At 56.5% G+C, this 17,392-nt stretch carries 17 protein-coding genes and 1 pseudogene; 9 read left to right on the forward strand and 9 right to left on the reverse strand.

Going from position 1 to position 17,392, the window contains the following annotated elements:
- The first annotated feature begins 17 nt into the window (after positions 1-17).
- The 3 genes from glp to ATG98_RS05075 are packed head-to-tail and all read left to right on the forward strand — an operon-like array spanning position 18 to position 1,981.
- The gene (glp, locus tag ATG98_RS05065; protein ID WP_098419752.1) at positions 18-1,232 is read left to right on the forward strand and encodes a gephyrin-like molybdotransferase Glp; all 1,215 of its coding nucleotides are present in this window, start codon (positions 18-20) and stop codon (positions 1,230-1,232) included.
- 2 nt (positions 1,233-1,234) lie between these two features.
- A complete protein-coding gene (gene moaD, locus ATG98_RS05070; protein ID WP_098419753.1) occupies positions 1,235-1,495 on the forward strand; it encodes a molybdopterin converting factor subunit 1 in 261 nt (86 codons plus the stop codon).
- A gap of 3 nt (positions 1,496-1,498) precedes the next feature.
- The gene (locus ATG98_RS05075) at positions 1,499-1,981 is read left to right on the forward strand and encodes a molybdenum cofactor biosynthesis protein MoaE (RefSeq protein WP_098419754.1); all 483 of its coding nucleotides are present in this window, start codon (positions 1,499-1,501) and stop codon (positions 1,979-1,981) included.
- 8 nt (positions 1,982-1,989) lie between these two features.
- Here ATG98_RS05075 and mobA read toward each other — a convergent pair whose 3' ends face one another.
- Positions 1,990-2,595: a molybdenum cofactor guanylyltransferase MobA gene (gene mobA / locus ATG98_RS05080; RefSeq protein ID WP_098419755.1), complete on the reverse strand. Its 606-nt coding sequence runs from the start codon at positions 2,593-2,595 to the stop codon at positions 1,990-1,992.
- Positions 2,596-2,711: 116 nt separating this feature from the next.
- Positions 2,712-3,038 (reverse strand): thioredoxin TrxA, encoded by a 327-nt coding sequence (trxA, locus tag ATG98_RS05085; RefSeq protein ID WP_018402620.1) that lies wholly within the window; start codon positions 3,036-3,038, stop codon positions 2,712-2,714.
- A 279-nt stretch (positions 3,039-3,317) separates the two neighbouring features.
- Here trxA and ppx point away from each other — a divergent pair, with 279 nt between their 5' ends.
- A complete protein-coding gene (gene ppx / locus ATG98_RS05090; RefSeq protein WP_098422282.1) occupies positions 3,318-4,859 on the forward strand; it encodes an exopolyphosphatase in 1,542 nt (513 codons plus the stop codon).
- Between the two features lie 63 nt (positions 4,860-4,922).
- On the opposite strand, the gene ATG98_RS05095 is transcribed toward ppx, so the two are convergent.
- Positions 4,923-6,863 (reverse strand): ATP-binding cassette domain-containing protein, encoded by a 1,941-nt coding sequence (locus ATG98_RS05095; RefSeq protein WP_179888052.1) that lies wholly within the window; start codon positions 6,861-6,863, stop codon positions 4,923-4,925.
- 37 nt (positions 6,864-6,900) lie between these two features.
- Between ATG98_RS05095 and ATG98_RS05100 the strand changes: the two genes are divergently transcribed.
- The 3 genes from ATG98_RS05100 to ATG98_RS05110 all read left to right on the forward strand — a co-directional run bounded on the left by ATG98_RS05100 (position 6,901) and on the right by ATG98_RS05110 (position 8,732).
- Positions 6,901-7,461, forward strand: coding sequence for a TIGR02444 family protein (locus ATG98_RS05100; protein WP_098422283.1), 561 nt, complete (start codon positions 6,901-6,903; stop codon positions 7,459-7,461).
- Positions 7,458-7,841 carry a DUF4124 domain-containing protein gene (locus ATG98_RS05105; RefSeq protein ID WP_098419758.1) on the forward strand — a complete coding sequence of 128 codons (384 nt, stop codon included), beginning with the start codon at positions 7,458-7,460 and terminating at the stop codon, positions 7,839-7,841. The genes ATG98_RS05100 and ATG98_RS05105 overlap by 4 nt, the downstream gene beginning before the upstream one ends.
- A gap of 174 nt (positions 7,842-8,015) precedes the next feature.
- Positions 8,016-8,732 (forward strand): FKBP-type peptidyl-prolyl cis-trans isomerase, encoded by a 717-nt coding sequence (locus ATG98_RS05110; protein WP_098419759.1) that lies wholly within the window; start codon positions 8,016-8,018, stop codon positions 8,730-8,732.
- 71 nt (positions 8,733-8,803) lie between these two features.
- Here the strand turns inward: ATG98_RS05110 and rsd are convergent, their stop codons facing one another.
- Together rsd and ATG98_RS05120 are read right to left on the reverse strand one after the other, a co-directional pair.
- Positions 8,804-9,286, reverse strand: coding sequence for a sigma D regulator (gene rsd, locus ATG98_RS05115; protein WP_098419760.1), 483 nt, complete (start codon positions 9,284-9,286; stop codon positions 8,804-8,806).
- A 114-nt stretch (positions 9,287-9,400) separates the two neighbouring features.
- Positions 9,401-9,931 (reverse strand): disulfide bond formation protein B, encoded by a 531-nt coding sequence (locus ATG98_RS05120; protein ID WP_098419761.1) that lies wholly within the window; start codon positions 9,929-9,931, stop codon positions 9,401-9,403.
- Between the two features lie 68 nt (positions 9,932-9,999).
- Here ATG98_RS05120 and ATG98_RS05125 point away from each other — a divergent pair, with 68 nt between their 5' ends.
- Positions 10,000-10,443 carry a flagellar basal body-associated FliL family protein gene (locus ATG98_RS05125; RefSeq protein ID WP_098419762.1) on the forward strand — a complete coding sequence of 148 codons (444 nt, stop codon included), beginning with the start codon at positions 10,000-10,002 and terminating at the stop codon, positions 10,441-10,443.
- A gap of 15 nt (positions 10,444-10,458) precedes the next feature.
- Here ATG98_RS05125 and gshA read toward each other — a convergent pair whose 3' ends face one another.
- The 3 genes and pseudogenes from gshA to ATG98_RS05140 form a co-directional block, all read right to left on the reverse strand.
- Entirely contained in the window at positions 10,459-12,015 is a 1,557-nt protein-coding gene (gene gshA, locus ATG98_RS05130; protein ID WP_098422284.1) for a glutamate--cysteine ligase, read from the reverse strand.
- A gap of 52 nt (positions 12,016-12,067) precedes the next feature.
- Entirely contained in the window at positions 12,068-14,425 is a 2,358-nt protein-coding gene (locus tag ATG98_RS05135) for a Tex family protein (RefSeq protein ID WP_098422285.1), read from the reverse strand.
- A gap of 60 nt (positions 14,426-14,485) precedes the next feature.
- Positions 14,486-14,672 (reverse strand): annotated as a pseudogene (locus ATG98_RS05140) (EAL domain-containing protein); the annotation flags it as partial.
- 184 nt (positions 14,673-14,856) lie between these two features.
- Here ATG98_RS05140 and rep point away from each other — a divergent pair.
- Complete coding sequence (rep, locus tag ATG98_RS05145; RefSeq protein WP_098422286.1) at positions 14,857-16,875, forward strand: DNA helicase Rep; 2,019 nt, start codon at positions 14,857-14,859, stop codon at positions 16,873-16,875.
- Positions 16,876-16,919: 44 nt separating this feature from the next.
- On the opposite strand, the gene ATG98_RS05150 is transcribed toward rep, so the two are convergent.
- Complete coding sequence (locus ATG98_RS05150) at positions 16,920-17,333, reverse strand: c-type cytochrome (protein ID WP_098422287.1); 414 nt, start codon at positions 17,331-17,333, stop codon at positions 16,920-16,922.
- Between the last annotated feature and the right edge of the window lie 59 nt (positions 17,334-17,392).

Genomic DNA, 17,392 nt, shown 5'->3' on the forward strand with positions numbered 1-17,392 from the left:
CAAAGAAAGCAGGTACCATGGCCGCCGTCGATCTGACCCCCGTTGAAAATGCCATTCAGCATTTGCTGACCCTTGCCACGCCGCCAGCGGCGGTTGAGCTTATCCCGGTTCACCGGACTCTGGGCCGGGTGTTGGCTCGGGACTACACCGTGCCCGCCGATGTGCCGCCAGCCGATAACAGCGCGGTAGACGGCTATGCTCTGCGCACAGAGGATTTTCAGCCGGGAAAGCCGCTGTTGATTTCGGCGCGCATTCCCGCCGGCCAGGCACCAGGGGCGTTGGTTGCCGGCACCGCCGCACGGATTTTCACGGGTTCTGAAATCCCGTCAGGTGCCGATACCGTTGTGATGCAGGAACGTACCAGGGTTGATGCCGATGGCGTGCTGATCGACGGCGACGTAAAGCTCGATCAGAACATCCGCCGTCGCGGCCAGGACCTGACCGCGGGCGACTTGGCACTGGCCCAAGGCACCCTGATTCGCCCCCAGGAAATGGGCCTGTTGGCCAGCATGGGCATTGCCGACGTTGAAGTGTTCGAAAAGCTGAAAGTGGCGATACTCACCACCGGCGATGAACTGGTTGACCCGGGCACACCGCTCGAAGCCGGTCAGATCTACAACACCAACCGCTACACCTTGTTAGGCCTGCTGGATCAAGCAGGCTGCGAAGTCGTGCTGTGTGAGAGCTTGGCGGACACCCGCGAGGGTACCCGATCAACTCTGCAACGGGCAGCCAAAGCCGCCGACCTGGTGATCACCAGTGGCGGCGTGTCTGTGGGTGAAGAAGACCACGTGCGCGCAGTATTGGAAGAATTCGGCCAGCTATCACTGTGGCGCATGGCGATCAAACCCGGCAAGCCGCTGGCGTTTGGCGATATCGGCGGCACTCCGGTACTGGGCTTACCCGGCAATCCAGCGGCGGTGCTGGTCACATTTTTGGTGGTAGGCATGCCGTATATTCGCCAACGCCAGGGGCGCCTGCAGATCCATCCTTTAGGGCAGCAGGTCGCGGCCGGATTCAGCGTGGCGCCGGCCTCCGTGCGGCGGGAATTTGTGCGAGCAAGGCTGGAGCAGGATCGTGGCACTACCATCATCAAAGCGTTCCCCAACCAGAGTTCCGGTATTCTCAGTTCAGCCTGCTGGGCTGATGGCCTGGCAGTAGTTCCAGAACACAGCACCCTGAGCCCTGGCGACACCATCACTTACTTTCCGTTTTCTGAATTGGTGAGCTGACCATGCCTGAACAGACCCTTAACGTCCGTTTTTTTGCCCGCCTGCGCGAAGAGCTGGGCATCGAACATTTAACCATGCCGGCACCCGCAGGCCAGACCGCCGCAGACCTGCTGGCCACCCTGGCCAACCGCGGTGGGCCCTGGACCCAGCTGAACACCGGCCAACCGGTGATGATCGCCATCAACCAGGCCATGGCAAAACCACAATCACCCGTTAAACCAGGTGATGAAGTCGCGTTTTTCCCACCCGTCACAGGAGGTTAGTGAATGTCACAAAATTCTTCTGTCTGCTCGCAAGCTGTGCCCAGCGTCAGTATCCAAAACTCGGATTTTGATGCGACGCAGGAATACGCGCAACTGCGCGACAGCGGCGCGGGCACGGGCGCTATCGCCACATTCACCGGACTGGTTCGCGACAGCGGTGATCGCCAGGGCGTAACCGGACTGTTTCTGGAACATTACCCGGGCATGACCGAGCAGGTCATCAGTGATTTGGTCGCACAGGCTGGCCAGCGCTGGGATGTGCGCAAAGCGCGAGTGATACATCGCATAGGCCGATTGCCCCTGCAGTCACAGATTGTGTTTGTAGGTGTATGCAGTGCCCACCGGGGCGATGCCTTTGCCGCCTGCGAGTTTATTATGGACGCACTAAAAACTTCGGCGCCGTTCTGGAAGAAAGAGCTGACAGACGCAGGTGAGCACTGGGTCGAGCAGAAAGCGTCAGACGTTGCGCGCACAGAAGGTTGGTAGCAAGAACGTTAGTCCTTCAGATCCTGCGGCCGATTGCGGTTGGTGAACAGCTCAGAGGCCGCAGGGCAATCTACAGACTGAGCCTGTTGGCTGCGGGCAAACATCATAACGCGGCGGTTATCATTACGCAGCTGCTGCTCAAGTGCAGCCGCCATAGCCACCGGATAAACTCCGTGCAACGGGTGGTCGCGCCCGTCGCACCGGGCTATCACTGGCTGACCGGGGGCACTGTACCAAGCCTGCAGCAGCAGCTGCATTAGCGCAGGGGTAACGCCCGGCGTGTCGCAGGGGCACACCAGCACAGCCCCGTTTCCACGGGCCTCGGCCTTCCGCAAACCTGCTAACAGGCCCGCCAGTGGCCCTTGCCCGGCAAACTCTGGGGCGTCAGTGAACACGTCTCCCAAACGGCTGTATTCCTCCAGGGAACGGTTGGCGCTGATCAACAGCGAACCGGTTGCGGCTTTCAGGGCTTCTGCAACCCAGACTGCCATGGGCTTGCCACGCCAGTGCATCATGCCTTTGTCTTTGCCATCCATTCTTGTACCCGCGCCGCCTGCCAGCAACAGACCGGCTACCAGAGAGGGCGCTTGGGAATCGTTGGTATCAGCGTTCATCACTTTCCCTTTATGGCCGTATTGCCTGGCACCATAAAAAAACCGCCCGAGAGCAGCGCTCCGGGGCGGTTTTTCAGCCTGGTTTTTCAGCCTGGCTTTTCAGTCGGGCTATGCAATCAGAGATTGCTGTCCAGAAACGCTGCCAGCTGGGACTTAGACAGAGCTCCCACTTTGGTTGCGTCTACATTGCCGTTCTTGAACAGCATCAACGTAGGAATACCACGAATGTTGAACTTGGGTGGCGTTTGCTCGTTCTCATCAATGTTGAGTTTGCAGACTTTCAGCTTACCGGCGTATTCCTCGGCAATTTCTTCCAGCACCGGCGCGATCATTTTACAGGGGCCACACCACTCAGCCCAATAATCCACCAGTACCGGCACATCAGACTGCAGTACGTCCTGTTCAAAGGAAGCATCGGTTACGTTTACAATATTTGCGCTCATTCTCATTTCCTGTTTCTGGCATCTGCCCGGTAACAGATGCAGTTAGCTGTATTGACTATCGCTGTCATTTTGAAAACCGCGCGATAACTCACGCTTTCTTCGTGGACCATGCCTTCAATGGACAATACTTTACGCCATTGCTCCGTCTGTTGTGAAGCCTTCGCTGACAGGCGGGGTAATTCCCTGCCCGTTAAACCACATGAGGCCAGGCTGGCTGACAGGCCCTTGGGTTATCGCTATAGTACGCCCTACGTTCATCCCACAAGGATTCATAACCCCGTGACGGCAGAACCCAACGCCGAAAACGTTTCCGCGCCTCCTGATATGCTTGCCGCTATCGATATGGGCTCAAACAGCTTTCACATGGTGGTCGCGCGCCTGGTGCACGGTGAAATTCGTACCCTGGAAAAAATGGGCGAAAAAGTTCAGCTAGGTGCCGGGCTTGACGCCCAGAACCGCTTGACCGACGAGGTTCAAGAGCGGGCCCTGGCCTGCCTGAGCCGCTTTGCCCAGCGCCTGCAGGGCATGCCACCGGAAGCCGTGCAAATTGTTGGCACTAACGCCCTGCGCATTGCTCGCAACGCCAACGAGTTTCTCGGCCGCGCTGAGGAAGTGCTGGGCTACCCGGTAGAAGTGATTGCCGGGCGCGAGGAAGCGCGACTGATCTATCTGGGCGTTGCCCACACCCTTTCTGACGACACCGGCCGCCGGTTGGTGATCGACATAGGCGGTGGCAGCACCGAATTTGTGATTGGTCAGCGCTTTGAGCCGGAAGCCTTGGAAAGCATGCACATGGGCTGCGTGTCGTTTAGTAATCGCTACTTCCAGGACGGAAAAATCAGCCGTCGCAGTTTAGATAACGCCATCACCCACGCCGAGCAAGAGCTGCAGAGTATTCGCCGCCAGTATCGGGCAATGGGCTGGCAAAGCGCTGTGGGTTCTTCAGGGTCGGTAAAAGCCATTGGCCAGGTTCTGGCCACGCTCAAGATTACCGATGGCACAATCACCCTGGAAGCCATGCAGGAACTGCGTAAACGGCTGGTCAGCATGGGCCGCGTTGAGCGGTTGGGCGAACTGGGTGTACGCCCGGATCGGCAAAGTATTTTTCCTGGCGGTTTCGCCATTCTGATGGGCGCGTTTCAGTCACTGGGCATTGAAACCATGAGCTTTGCCGATGGCGCGCTGCGCGAAGGCCTGTTGTACGGAATTGTTGGGCGAATACGCCATGAAGACGTGCGGGAACGAACCATTTCCGCGTTACAAGAACGCTACCACGTTGACCAGCTGCACGGCGCCGCCGTAGAAGCCAGCGCAGTGGCTGCCTGGGCACAGGTCGCAGAAACCTGGAAGATAAACAGTTTCAGTGACGAAGACACCCTGCGCTGGGCCTGCAAGTTGCATGAAATCGGCTTAACCATCTCACACAGTCAGTATCACAAGCACGGCGCTTATCTTTTACAATATTCGGACTTACCCGGTTTTACTCAGCAGTTCCAGTGGGATCTGGCGGCCTTGGTGCGTGGGCATAGGCGCAAGTTTACCGCAGCCATTTGGGCGGGAGCCTTAGTGGAAGAGGTCCCCCGCTTGCGCTATCTATGCATACTGGTGCGCCTGGGCGTGCTGCTGCAGCACGCCCGCAATCTGGAAAAACCACCAGAGCTGACGCTGGAAGCGTCTGCGAACAAGCTCAGCATCCGCTTCCCGGAGGGCTGGCTGGAACAGCGCCCACTCACCCTGGCAGACCTCGAAAACGAACGGGACTACCTGCTGCGGCAGGACTTCAGCCTGGACATTATTACCGAACAAAAAATCACTGAATAAGAAGTCACCGAACAGGAAACCGGCCAAAAGCGCCGGTTTCTGCTGCAAAGTGGCAAAACAACCTTAACTTTCCAGTTCCGCTTCCAGAGCTTCAACCGTTTCACTGACCTCCAGCCACTGGGCTTCTACAGCTGCCATTTTTTGGCGCGCCTCGGCCTGCCGTCCCAACAGCGTTTTCAACTGCTGTTTGCCGCTGTCACTGTACAGCGCCGGATTGGTCAGCTCGGCGTCCATCTCCGCCAGCGCAGCCTGCATGCTGTCCATCTGTTTTTCCAGTGTGGCCTGCTGTTTGCGAAACGGGCTGATTGTCTGGCGCACGGCCGCCTCGGCGCGCTTGCGGGCCTTGCGGTCATCGGCACTTTCACCGTTGACTGCCGCGTCCTGGCCACCTTCTGCAGCAACAGACTGCCGCTTGGGTGCCTCGGTGTCGTCTTTGCGGCGATCAGCCAACCAGCGTTCATAATCCTCCAGGTCGCCCTGGTACTCAACAACGCGGCCATCGTTCACCAACCAGAACTCGTCCACGGTGTTGCGCAGCAAGTGGCGATCATGCGACACCACCACAATGGCCCCATCAAAGTTCTGCAGGGCCATGGTTAGCGCCTGGCGCATTTCCAGGTCAAGGTGGTTTGTAGGCTCATCCAAAAGCAACAGATTAGGTCGCTGCCAGGCGATCACTGCCAGCGCCACCCGAGCTTTTTCGCCGCCGGAAAAAGAACGTATCGGTGACAGGGCCGCATTGCCATGAAAGTCAAAACCACCGAGAAAATTGCGAATACTCTGATCCGACGCCCGCGGGCTCAAACGCTGCAGGTGCAAAAATGGGCTGGCGTCCAGATCCAGAGATTCGAGTTGATGCTGGGCAAAATAACCAATGGCCAGATGCTCGCCGCAGGTGCGCTCACCGTTAATCAGCGTGGCCTCACCCCGCAGACTGTCCATAAGGGTAGATTTACCCGCGCCATTAGGGCCAAGCAGGCCAATGCGGCTGCCCGGCAACAGGCTCAGATTCAGGTTGCGCAGAATCGTCACGTCACCGTGGCCGGCCTGGCCCAAACGAATACTCAGCAGCGGGTTTGACACTTTTTCGGCTAAAGGAAATTGAAAATTAAACGGTGAATCAATGTGTGCAGGCGCAATTTTTTCCATGCGCTCCAAAGATTTCACTCGGCTCTGAGCCTGGCGTGCCTTGGTGGCTTGAGCCTTGAATCGGTCAATAAAACGCTGGATTTCAACAATGCGCGCCTGCTGACGCTCGAATCCGGCCTGCTGCTGTGCCAGGCGTTCGCTGCGCTGAACTTCAAAAGCTGAGTAATTACCGCTATACAGTGCCAGATCGCGCCGATCAAAGTGCACAACATGTGTCGCGACACGATCCATGAAATCCCGATCGTGGGAGATGAACAACAGGGTTCCGGAGTAACGCCGCAGCCAGTTTTCCAGCCAAAGACAGGCGTCCAGGTCCAGGTGGTTGGTCGGTTCGTCCAGCAGCATCAGATCGGACGGGCGCATCAGCGCCTGAGCCAGATTCAGACGAATCCGCCAGCCACCAGAAAAGCTCGATACCGGGTGATCAGCATCACCATCACTGAAACCCAAGCCGCGAAGCAGAGTCTCAGCGCGACGCGATGCAGACCACGCCTCGTGCAGGTCTAGCTCGCCATGGACACGGGCCTGGGCCAGGTCGTCTTGTGCGGCTTCCGCTCGTGCCAGTTCGTGTTCAAGACGACGCAAGTCGAAATCACCGTCTAATACAAAGTCCCGCGCGCTACGCCCGGTCGCCGCCACTTCCTGCGCCATATGAGCGATGCGACAGCCTCCGGGCAGAGAAAAATGACCCTGCTCTGGCGCCAAATCACCCAATAAAAGCTGGAACAAACTGGACTTGCCGGCGCCGTTAGCACCCACAATGGCCATGCGCTGGCCCGGTTGCACGGTCAGGCTGACGCCTTCTAGCAACCACGCACCGCCTCGTTGTAAACTAAGATCATTAATTGTTAACATGTTTTAATTCTGGCACTTTAATAATTTCAGGGAAGCCTTGGACACTGCACCGGACGATATCGCGATCATACCGCAAACCTCGACCAGCCTGGCACTGCCGGCAGATTTGCAGACCGACACAAAGCTTTGGTCTTTTGCCTTATCATGCTGGCAAAAACCGGGAGTAGCATCTGCCTGCCTGTTGTTACAACAACAAGGCTGGAGTGTGACCCGCATTCTATGTGCGGCCTGGCTGGCGAATCAGCGCAGAACTTACACCGGGCTAGAAGCCATTACGGTAACAGAGTGGCGCAACCGTGTAACCGGGGCACTGCGTGATGTAAAAAGGGCGCTGCCGAAAGAGTCGGAAAGTTGTTATGAATTGCGCGCAGGCGTGGCTCGCCTGGAGCTTGAAGCAGAGCGTGTCGAACTCGCTCTGGCGTGGCAAGTACTGAATACTGAAACAGAAAAACCGGCAATGCAAGATCGCGACATTTTGATCATCGGCAATCTTACAGCAGCGGCGCCTTGTGCAGACAGCGCACGGGCAGCTGCCTCAGATATTCATCAACTAGCGTCTGCTTTGACTTTTTCGCGCCCCGGAGCGCAATCAACATGATGATTAAATGGCTGGTACGACTAGCCTTTCCTGCCCTGGGCGTATTGGTATTGCTGATCGTGCTTGGCTTGGGAACCCCCGAGCAACAAGTAGCACAGCCGTTGGCTAAAGAAACAAAGCCAACAGACATTCCCGCCTTCGAAACGCTGGTTCCAGACTCAGTGGTGATTGAGTCGCCGGACATCATTTTCAAGTGGCAGGATACCGATGGTAACTGGCACTATGCTGACCAGCCACCGCCTCGGGGGCCTTGGAACACCTTGGCCATAGAACGGCCGACTCCGTCCCGCGGCGTGACTGGCAGTGCTGAACCTGGAGCTGGCTGGCAGACACCGTATACCGCACCATTCAACATGGGCGCAGGCGCTTCAGGCAGTTAGTAGGTGCTTCGGGCAGTAACGTGATTTTTTGCCCGGCCATTAACAGATGTTCAGTGGCGTAAAGCCGGCGATATAGGTACCTTTTGCGCCAGCATTACATCGACTACCCTCAATCAGCCAGCGCCGGCCAAGTCCGGACATTGCGGCTCATTTACTAATACGAAGGATAGATTCATGAAGAAAACACTGTTTGCACTGACGATTGCCGGCCTTGTTGCAGGCTGCTCTTCCGCTCAAGAAGCACCGAAAGACCCTGCGTTGGAATCCAACAGCGAAAAGGTCAGCTACGGCATGGGTCTTGTTATGGGCGAGCGTATGGGTAACGACCTGCCAGACCTTCAGATGGAGCAGTTTCTGCAGGGAATCCAGCACGGCAACAACGGCGACCAGGAACAGCGCCGGATGACTCAGGAAGAAATCCAGGCAGCGCTGATGGCTTACCAGCAGCAGCTGCAGGAAGATCAAGCCAAACAGATTGAAGGAATGGCACAGAAAAATATGGATGCGGGAAACGCCTTTCTGGCTGAAAATGCCGAGCGCGAAGGCGTGACAACCACGGACTCCGGCTTGCAGTACGAAGTGCTTGAAGCTGGCAATGGCCCGCAACCCGGCACCGGCGATACGGTAAGAGTCCATTACACGGGCGAACTGCTGAGTGGCGAGGTGTTTGACAGCTCCCGCGAGCGCGGTGAACCGGTTTCATTCCGCCTGGACCAGGTTATTCCCGGCTGGACAGAAGGCTTGCAGCTGATGAGCGAAGGCGCGCGCTACAAACTCTATATTCCGTCAGACCTGGCGTATGGCCCGGGCGGCAACCGCGCAATTGGCCCCAATGAAACACTGGTTTTTGACGTGAAACTGTTGGCGGTTAATCCGGACAGCGCCCAATAACTGTTTGCTGTCGTTAGCACCTGGGCGACGACGTTTCTAGAACTCGCCGCCCAGGTTTGCCAACCGCTCTTTCAGGCGGGCTCTACCTTGTCTGCATTGGCAGTATGCAGATGAGCAATCAGAAGGTCTTCCAGCTCAAAACGGCTGGCCAGGATTTCACCCACTCGCGATAACTCCGTAAACAGCGCCTGCATTTCCGACTCGGAAAGGTCGCGGCCATCTACCTTGTCATTAAAATCAAGAATCACCTGGGTGGTTTCGGTAATACGCGGATATACCTTCGCGGCCAGTTCCAGGCCCTCGTCGTCGTTAAACTCTCGCGCCTCGCGCACCAGTTGCTCGTAGATTTCAAAGTGGCCGGCGGAAACGTAATCCATCAGCATTTCGCACAGCAGAACCAGTTTGGGTCTCAGGCTTTCGGTCTGGGAATAGTCGTTTTCAGCAGACAGCTCACAATACCGCACCAGTACATCCTGACGCTCCTTAAGCCAACGGTCGATCAGATCACTGACCCCACCCCACCGCTCACGGGCATTTCGACAATGCTCCAACATAACGCCTGTACTCCACTTGGTGTTCTATCTGGCTGATGCCTTCTGAACTTCAACATAAGTCTATGCAAGTTACCCTATGGCGGTGACCAGCCGCAACCGTTTGTGGCTGCGGTCTTACCAAGGCCGCTTCGGCGCGGGGCGCAAACACAGATAAAGACCCACCAGCGCCACGCAAACGAAAAACAGCGCGCTCCACCCCGGAATACTCAGGCCCAGAAAACGCCAGACCACCGCCGCACAGTCACCGGTCCCGCGAACCGCGGTCGCCAGTACTTCCGACCAAGGCAGCACATCCAGCATGTAATCCACCGATGGGCCGCAAGCCGGCACTTGGTCCGCAGGCAAGCTTTGCAGCCAGAGCTGGCGACTGGCCAAGCCCAACCCCGTGCCCGCAGCCAGCGCCAAAAACAGACCGTATATCCGTGTGGCGATCGGCCCCGGGCCGTGTAGCCACGCCAACAGGCTGACCAACCCGGCTGCCATGAAAGCAAACCGCTGTAACCAGCACAAAGGACAAGGCTCCAGCCCCATCACATGTTCCATATAAAATGCCACCGCAAGCAGTGCGGCACACACCAGAAAAATAACGGCAAACATGATTCTGTTGGTCAAGAGATCACCTCGAAAATAGGAATGGGACTGCATCTGTGCTACCAGCCTGTTACTGTAATAATCGTTGTGAAACTATCGCGGTTATCAGAGTTATCAGGGTTATGACTGTATTGAAAAAAATGATGCCAAAAATCTTCATCGCCCTATTTCTGATGGCGCTCGCAGTTCTCGCCTACGGTGAAGAGCCCGACGAACCGGCTGAACCAGCAGAACCGACCATTACCGATTATATATCGCTGGAGCCCGCGTTTGTGACCCACATAGGGCCACCAGGCGGCAAGCTTTCCTATCTGAAAGCCAGTGTTAGTTTACGCGCCGGCGCCAGCACCACTCGCCCCGCCGTAGAAGCCCACATGCCACGCATGCGCCATGAGCTGGTGCTGCTGTTTGGCGAACAAAGCGATGTTGATGCCCTTACCCGCCCAGACACGCAGCAGACACTGGCAACTGAAGCCACGGCCCGCGTTAATCAGGTACTGGAAAACCAGCACACCGGTGAAATTGTTAGCGGCGTGCTGTTCACCGAGTTTGTCGTGCAGAAATAACCAACACTCCGGTGTTCAGCTTTGCTGATACTGATGCAGGTAATCGGCAAAGCTTAGCGTATCGGCGGCTTCAATCTGTTGCTGCTGTTGCAAGGACTCAAGGCTAAACTCTTTATATTGCTGCTGCACAGCGCCTGGCAGCGGCTGCGCGAGCAAGCTGTGTTTGTGCTGGTGGGACATTTCCAGCGCCCAGTCGCGGTGGCCCAGACCACTACTGGTCATTGCATCCAGGACCTGCTGCGATGGCAAACACCAACTGCCTTCCAACTTTTTCCGCTGCTCCGCCAGAGCCCGCACGTAGGTGGCGTCACCATTCCAACCGTCGAGCTGTTCCGCCAGTGGCTGCAGTGAATCCAGAAGCTCAAGCGCCGTCTCTCCGGCGTTAACACTGCGATTGCCCAGCTGCAACGCCAGGTTGCGCCCGCGTCCATGTGCAACCACATCTTTGAAATTGTTATCCAGCAGGGCACACTCATCGTCACCAATCCGCGGGCTGTCCTGTAACAGACAATCCAACAGGAACAGGTCAAGAAAATCCACTTGCGGTGCGGTAATACCCACGGCTGCGAACGGGTCCAGATCCAGACACCGCACCTCGATGTACTCCACCCCGCGGCTCATCAACGCGTGGATGGGTTTTTCGCCACTGGCGGCAGTGCGCTTAGGGCGTAAGGCACTGTAATACTCGTTTTCAATCTGCAGCACATTGGTATTGAGCTGAATGTATTCACCGTCGCGGTTTATACCCATTTTTTCGTAGGGCGGCCAAGGCGTGTGAATGGCTCGCTCCAGGGTGCGGGTATAGGTTTTCAACTCGTTAAAACAAATGTTCAGGGATGCCTGGGCATTGTTGTGATAACCCAAATCGCCCATGCGCAGCGAGCTGGCCTGTTCACCGTAAAAAGTATTTGCATTGAAGCTGCTGAGGTTGTGCCGCACGTTGGCGACAAAACTCTGATCCAGCGCCGGTGAGGCGCCAAACAGCAGCATCAACAGCCAGCTGCGGCGGCGGAAATTACGAATCAACCAGAAGTACTGCTCGGATTTGAAATCTTGCAGGCTCAGCTCACTGCCGCCCACAGCCTGCTGCCACTGCGGCCAAAATCCTTCAGGTAGCGACACATTATAATGGGTGCCCGCGATACTCTGCATCATTCGCCCATAGCGAACCGCCAGACCCTGGCGATACACGTGCTTCATCTTACCCACGTTGGAGGTGCCGTAATTGGCGATGGGAATACTGCTGTCGCCATCCAGACCGCAAGGCATACTGGCGGCCCAGAACACCTCGTCACCCAGGTTCTGCTGCACAAATTGATGGGTGTGGCCCAGCGCTTCAAGCATGCCGGCGGTGGTGTCATACACCGGCGTAATCAGCTCCAGCAGAGATTCCGAATAATCGGTGGTAATGCGTGGGTGGGTTAACGCCGAACCCAGAGCGTGCGGGTGCGGGGTTTGTGCGATGAAGCCGCTGGCATCGGCACGCAGACCTTCTTTTTCAACGCCTTTACGAAAGCCCTGCCACTCGTTGGCGGCAAACTGCTGAAATATGTGATGGCGTGATTGAGCCATGAAAAACTCCTGCTGCAACCGCTGTGGTTGCCAAGTAAAGTTGCCAAGTAAATTAACGGTCGCGCTTGTTGGCCGACGCCATGGCCTGAGCCAGAGCTCCAGCCATGGCACCTTGACCCTGACCCGGATTCTGATTCTGACTCTGATTTGCAGCCGGCGCCGGTTTACGCGCGCCAGCCGCAGTGTTGCGATTTGGGCTTGGGGTTTTGTCACCACGGGGCCGTTCAGCCGGCTGCTGGCCAGGCTGATCACCCATGCGCATGGTCAAAGCGATGCGCTTACGCGGAATATCCACCTCCATCACCTTCACTTTTACGATGTCGCCCGCTTTCACCACTTCCCGCGGGTCTTTTATAAAACGGTCTGCCAACGCCGATATATGAACCAGGCCGTCCTGGTGCACGCCAATATCCACGAAGGCGCCAAAATTGGTGACGTTGGTGACAGACCCTTCCAGCACCATTCCCGGCTCCAGATCTTTCAGGGTTTCTACGCCTTCTTCAAAGCTGGCGAAGCGGAATTCCGGCCGCGGGTCGCGCCCCGGCTTTTCCAACTCGGCGAAGATGTCTTTGACCGTAGGCAAGCCAAACTGCTCGGTCACATAATCCTGCGGGTTCAGGCTGCGCAAAAATGCTCCATCACCCACCAGGTTGTTCATATTCCGGTGATTTTTAGCGGCGATGGTTTCCACCACGCGATAAGCTTCCGGGTGCACCGAAGACCGATCTAACGGATTATCACCATCGCTGATGCGCAAAAAGCCCGCCGCCTGTTCGAAGCTGCGGGCACCCAGACGCGGCACTTTCATCAGCTGCTTGCGGTTACGGAACTGGCCATTCTGGCTGCGATAATCCACGATGTTCTGGGCAATGGTTGGGTTTAACCCAGATACACGGGTTAACAGCGGCACCGACGCGGTGTTCAGATCGACTCCTACGCCGTTTACACAGTCTTCTACCACTGCATACAGGCTGCGCGATAGCTGTACCTGCGATACGTCGTGCTGATATTGGCCCACACCAATAGATTTTGGCTCAATTTTAACCAGTTCCGCCAACGGGTCCTGCAAGCGCCGGGCAATGGATACCGCGCCGCGAATGGTGACATCCAGGTCCGGCAATTCCCGCGAGGCGAATTCCGATGCTGAATAAATAGACGCACCCGATTCGCTGACCACAATGCGCGCCAATTTCAGTTCCGGGTAGCGCTTGCACAGATCGGCCACCAGTTTATCGGTTTCCCGCGAGGCAGTGCCATTACCAATAGCCACCAGTTCGATGTTGTACTGGCGACACCATTTGGCCAATTGCTCTATCGAGGCGTCCCACTGATTTCGTGGGGCATGGGGAAATATAGCGCCGTGGTCCACCACTTGCCCTATGCCGTCAATTACGGCTACTTTTACACCGGTACGCAGGCCTGGGTCCAGGCCCAGAGTCGCCCGTGGTCCGGCCGGAGCCAGCAACAACAAATCTTTTAGGTTATCAGCGAATACCTGGATAGCCTCGGTTTCGGCAGCCTCTCGAATCTGGCCTATCAGGTCGGTTTCGAGCTGGCCAGACAGTTTAACCCGCCAGGTCCAGCGCACCACTTCGGCCAGCCATTTGTCGGCCGCCCGGCCCTGATCGCGGATATTCCAGTGGGCTGTAATGTAAGATTCTGCCGGGTGCGGCTGGCGACGATCGTCGCTGTTTTCGCCAACGGCAATGGTGTAGCTCAGAACGCCCTCGTTGCGGCCGCGTAAAATAGCCAGAGTGCGGTGTGACGGTACTTTTTTTAACGCTTCGCTGTGATCGAAATAATCACGGAATTTGGCGCCTTCGGCCTCTTTACCGGCAATAACGGTGACTTTCAACTGGCCTTGCTGCCAGATGAAACCGCGCAGCTGGCCTAAAAGTTCGGCGTCTTCTGCGAAACGCTCCATCAGGATGGCACGGGCGCCTTCCAGGGCAGCCTTGCTGTCAGCCACATCGGCGTTAACGAACTGCGTTGCCAAAACCTCTGGCACGTGTGTAGGGTCGTTATAAAGGCCATCGGCCAGTGGCTCAAGACCGGCCTCACGGGCAATCTGGGCTTTGGTACGGCGCTTGGGTTTGTAAGGCAGGTAAAGATCTTCCAGGCGGTTTTTGGTGTCTGCCCCGTTTATGCTGGCTTTCAGCACATCGGTCAGTTTGCCCTGCTCGTCAATACTGGTGAGGATGGTGGCGCGGCGGTCTTCCAGCTCGCGCAGATAGCGCAGGCGCTCTTCCAGGGCTCGCAACTGGATGTCGTCAAGCGCGCCGGTCAGCTCTTTGCGATAGCGGGCAATAAAGGGCACAGTCGCACCGCCGTTTAACAGCTCAACGGTGGCGTTGACCTGTTCTTCACGTACACCGAGCTCATTCGCAATGCGTTGGGAAATACTGTTCATGCTACCTCTGCTAATCACGTTCGCTGACAAACAAAGTGGCAAAGGTACAGCGGCACAGGATTACAGGCAAGCAGACTGCCTCTGATTAAGGAGGAACTGTAGCAACTGACCCCAAGGCATCGGCCGATGCAAAATAGTAACCCTGGACGTGGTCACAGTTCAGTTGTCGTAAAAACTCCATCTGGGCGTAGGTTTCCACACCCTCTGCTACTACGCTCATTTTCAGGCTGTGAGCGAGGCTGATCAAAAAAAGCGAAAGGCGATACCATCTGCGAATCCATGAGTTTGTAAGATTTTCTGCACCAATGCGCAGTAATTCAAGCCGTACAATTCATTAACAATAGCTGACTTTCCGGTAGGGTGCCGATTGCCCGGGTGCTGTAGAATAAGCACGATATTAACGCACTTTGCAACCAGGCTGCTGTGACGCCGTGACAAAACTGAACCCCCGACAACGCGAAGCCGTGCGCTATGCAGATGGCCCCATGCTGGTACTAGCGGGTGCCGGCAGCGGCAAAACCAGCGTTATTACCCGCAAAATTGCGTTTCTGATCGAACAGCTGGGTATTCCTGGCCGGCATATAGCCGCCGTGACCTTCACCAACAAAGCCGCACGGGAGATGAAAGAACGGGTTGGCCGCATTATCGATCGCAAGCTAACCCGTGGGCTAACCGTTTCCACCTTCCATAACCTTGGCCTGAACATAATCCGCGAGGAAAATGACCACCTGGGCTATCACCCGGGATTTTCCATTTTTGATGCCGAGGACGCCAAAGCCCTGTTGCAGGATCTGATGTTAACCCATGGCAGCACCGATGCTGGCGATGAGCTCAACCCGGTACAGATGACCATCTCTTCCTGGAAAAACGCCATGCGCACCCCTGCCGAGGCGCTGAGTAAAGCGGCGGACGAGCGCGAGCAGAGAATCGCTATCATTTATGGATACTATAACGAGTACCTGAAAGCATACAACGCCGTCGACTTCGATGACCTGATTTTGCTGCCGGTGATGCTGTTTCGCCAGCACCCGGACGTGCTGGCGAAATGGCAGCGTAAAATTCGGTACATGCTGGTGGATGAATATCAGGACACCAATGTGTGCCAATACGAGCTGGTAAAACTTTTAGTGGCGGGGCGTGCCGCTTTTACCGTGGTGGGCGATGACGACCAGTCGATTTACGCCTGGCGTGGAGCGCGGCCGGAGAACCTGGCGCAGTTGGAACAGGATTTCCCCAGCCTGAAAGTGGTTAAGCTGGAGCAGAATTACCGCTCCACCAGCCGCATACTGCGGGCCGCCAACACGGTGATTGCCAACAACCCGCACGCCTTTGAAAAAGTGCTGTGGAGCGATCACGCCATTGGCGAAGAAATCCGCATCATCCGCTGCCGCAATGAAGAAGCAGAAACCGAGCGTGTGGCCACCGAAATACTGGATCAGAAGCTAAAGCAGGGCTTGGGATTCAAAGATTTTGCGGTGCTTTACCGGGGTAACCATCAGGCTCGACTGCTGGAAGTGAAGCTTCAGGCCTACCAGATTCCCTATCGCATTTCCGGCGGCCAGTCGTTTTTTGCCAAAAGCGAAATCAAAGACGCCATGGCGTATTTGCGCTTGCTGATCAATCCCACGGACGACGCCGCGTTTTTACGGGTGGTTAACGTGCCCCGCCGGGAGATTGGCCCGCGCACGCTCGAGCAGTTAAGCCACTACGCACGCGCTCGCAACGTCAGCCTGTTCAAAGCACTGGGCGATATGGGCGCGCAAAGCCACGTGACCGACAAGGGCCTGGAGCGCCTGCGTCGCTTCGCCCACTGGGCAGACGCTACCTGCGAACGGCTACACAGCGATGACCCTGTGCAGGTGATCAAACAGCTGTTTACGGATATAGAGTACGAAGAATGGCTACACCAGCATTCTAGCTCGCCCAAGCAGGCGCAACGGCGCATGGAAAATATCTGGTATCTGGTGGACTCCATCCAGCGCATGCTCGACGACGGCAAAGGCACCGCCGACGAAATAGGCGTGGAAGACGCCATTACCAAACTGATTCTGCGGGACATGATGGAGCAGCGCGAGGAAGAAGACGACAGCGATAAAGTACAGCTGCTGACCCTGCACGCTTCCAAAGGCCTGGAGTTTCCCCACGTGTTCATCATCGGCTTGGAAGAAGAGATTCTGCCGCACCGGATGAGCATTGAAGAAGAAAATATCGAGGAAGAACGGCGGCTAATGTACGTAGGTATTACCCGGGCACGGGAAACCCTGACTCTGACCTACGCCGCGTCTCGCCGGCAATATGGCGAAAAAATGGAAACCATTCCGAGCCGCTTCCTGGACGAACTGCCGGAAGACGATGTGCGCTGGCTGGGTTTAGGGGAAGCAGATGTAGAAGTGAATCATAAGAAGGGAAAAGCGACGCTCAGCGCTTTGCTAGGAGATTTAGGCGCCTGACACCGGGCAGTCCGCATTGGCGAACAACCCGGCTTTAGGCAGCGTTACTCGCTTTCTGCCACTAGGTATTCAACGGCTGCAGCGATTTCTTCATCCGGGCAGCTGACACAGCCACCTTTGGCTGGCATGGCGTTATAGCCATTGATTGCGTGGAGGATCAGCGTATCCATGCCCTGCTCGACCCGCGGCGCCCAAGAACTGGCATCACCAATCACCGGCGCACCCGCTGCACCAGTGGTGTGGCATGCCAGGCAAACGGCGCCGTAAACTTCAGAACCAGAACGAGGGCCGGCACTGGCGGTAACCGTTGGGGCGGCCGCAGAACCGCACTCTTCACCCTGCAGACACACATCGCCTATCGGCTGGATACGGGACAAAATTTCGTCATCAACACTTGCCAGAACAGCGCCGGCTGTCAGACCAAAACCAAGCAGAACAGCGGCTAGAATTCTCTTCATCTTCACAATGCACCTCGCATTCAAGCGTTATAATAATAAGTCGCCGCATTATAGCGGCT

This window comes from Marinobacter sp. LV10R520-4 (assembly GCF_002563815.1).
GTDB lineage: Bacteria > Pseudomonadota > Gammaproteobacteria > Pseudomonadales > Oleiphilaceae > Marinobacter.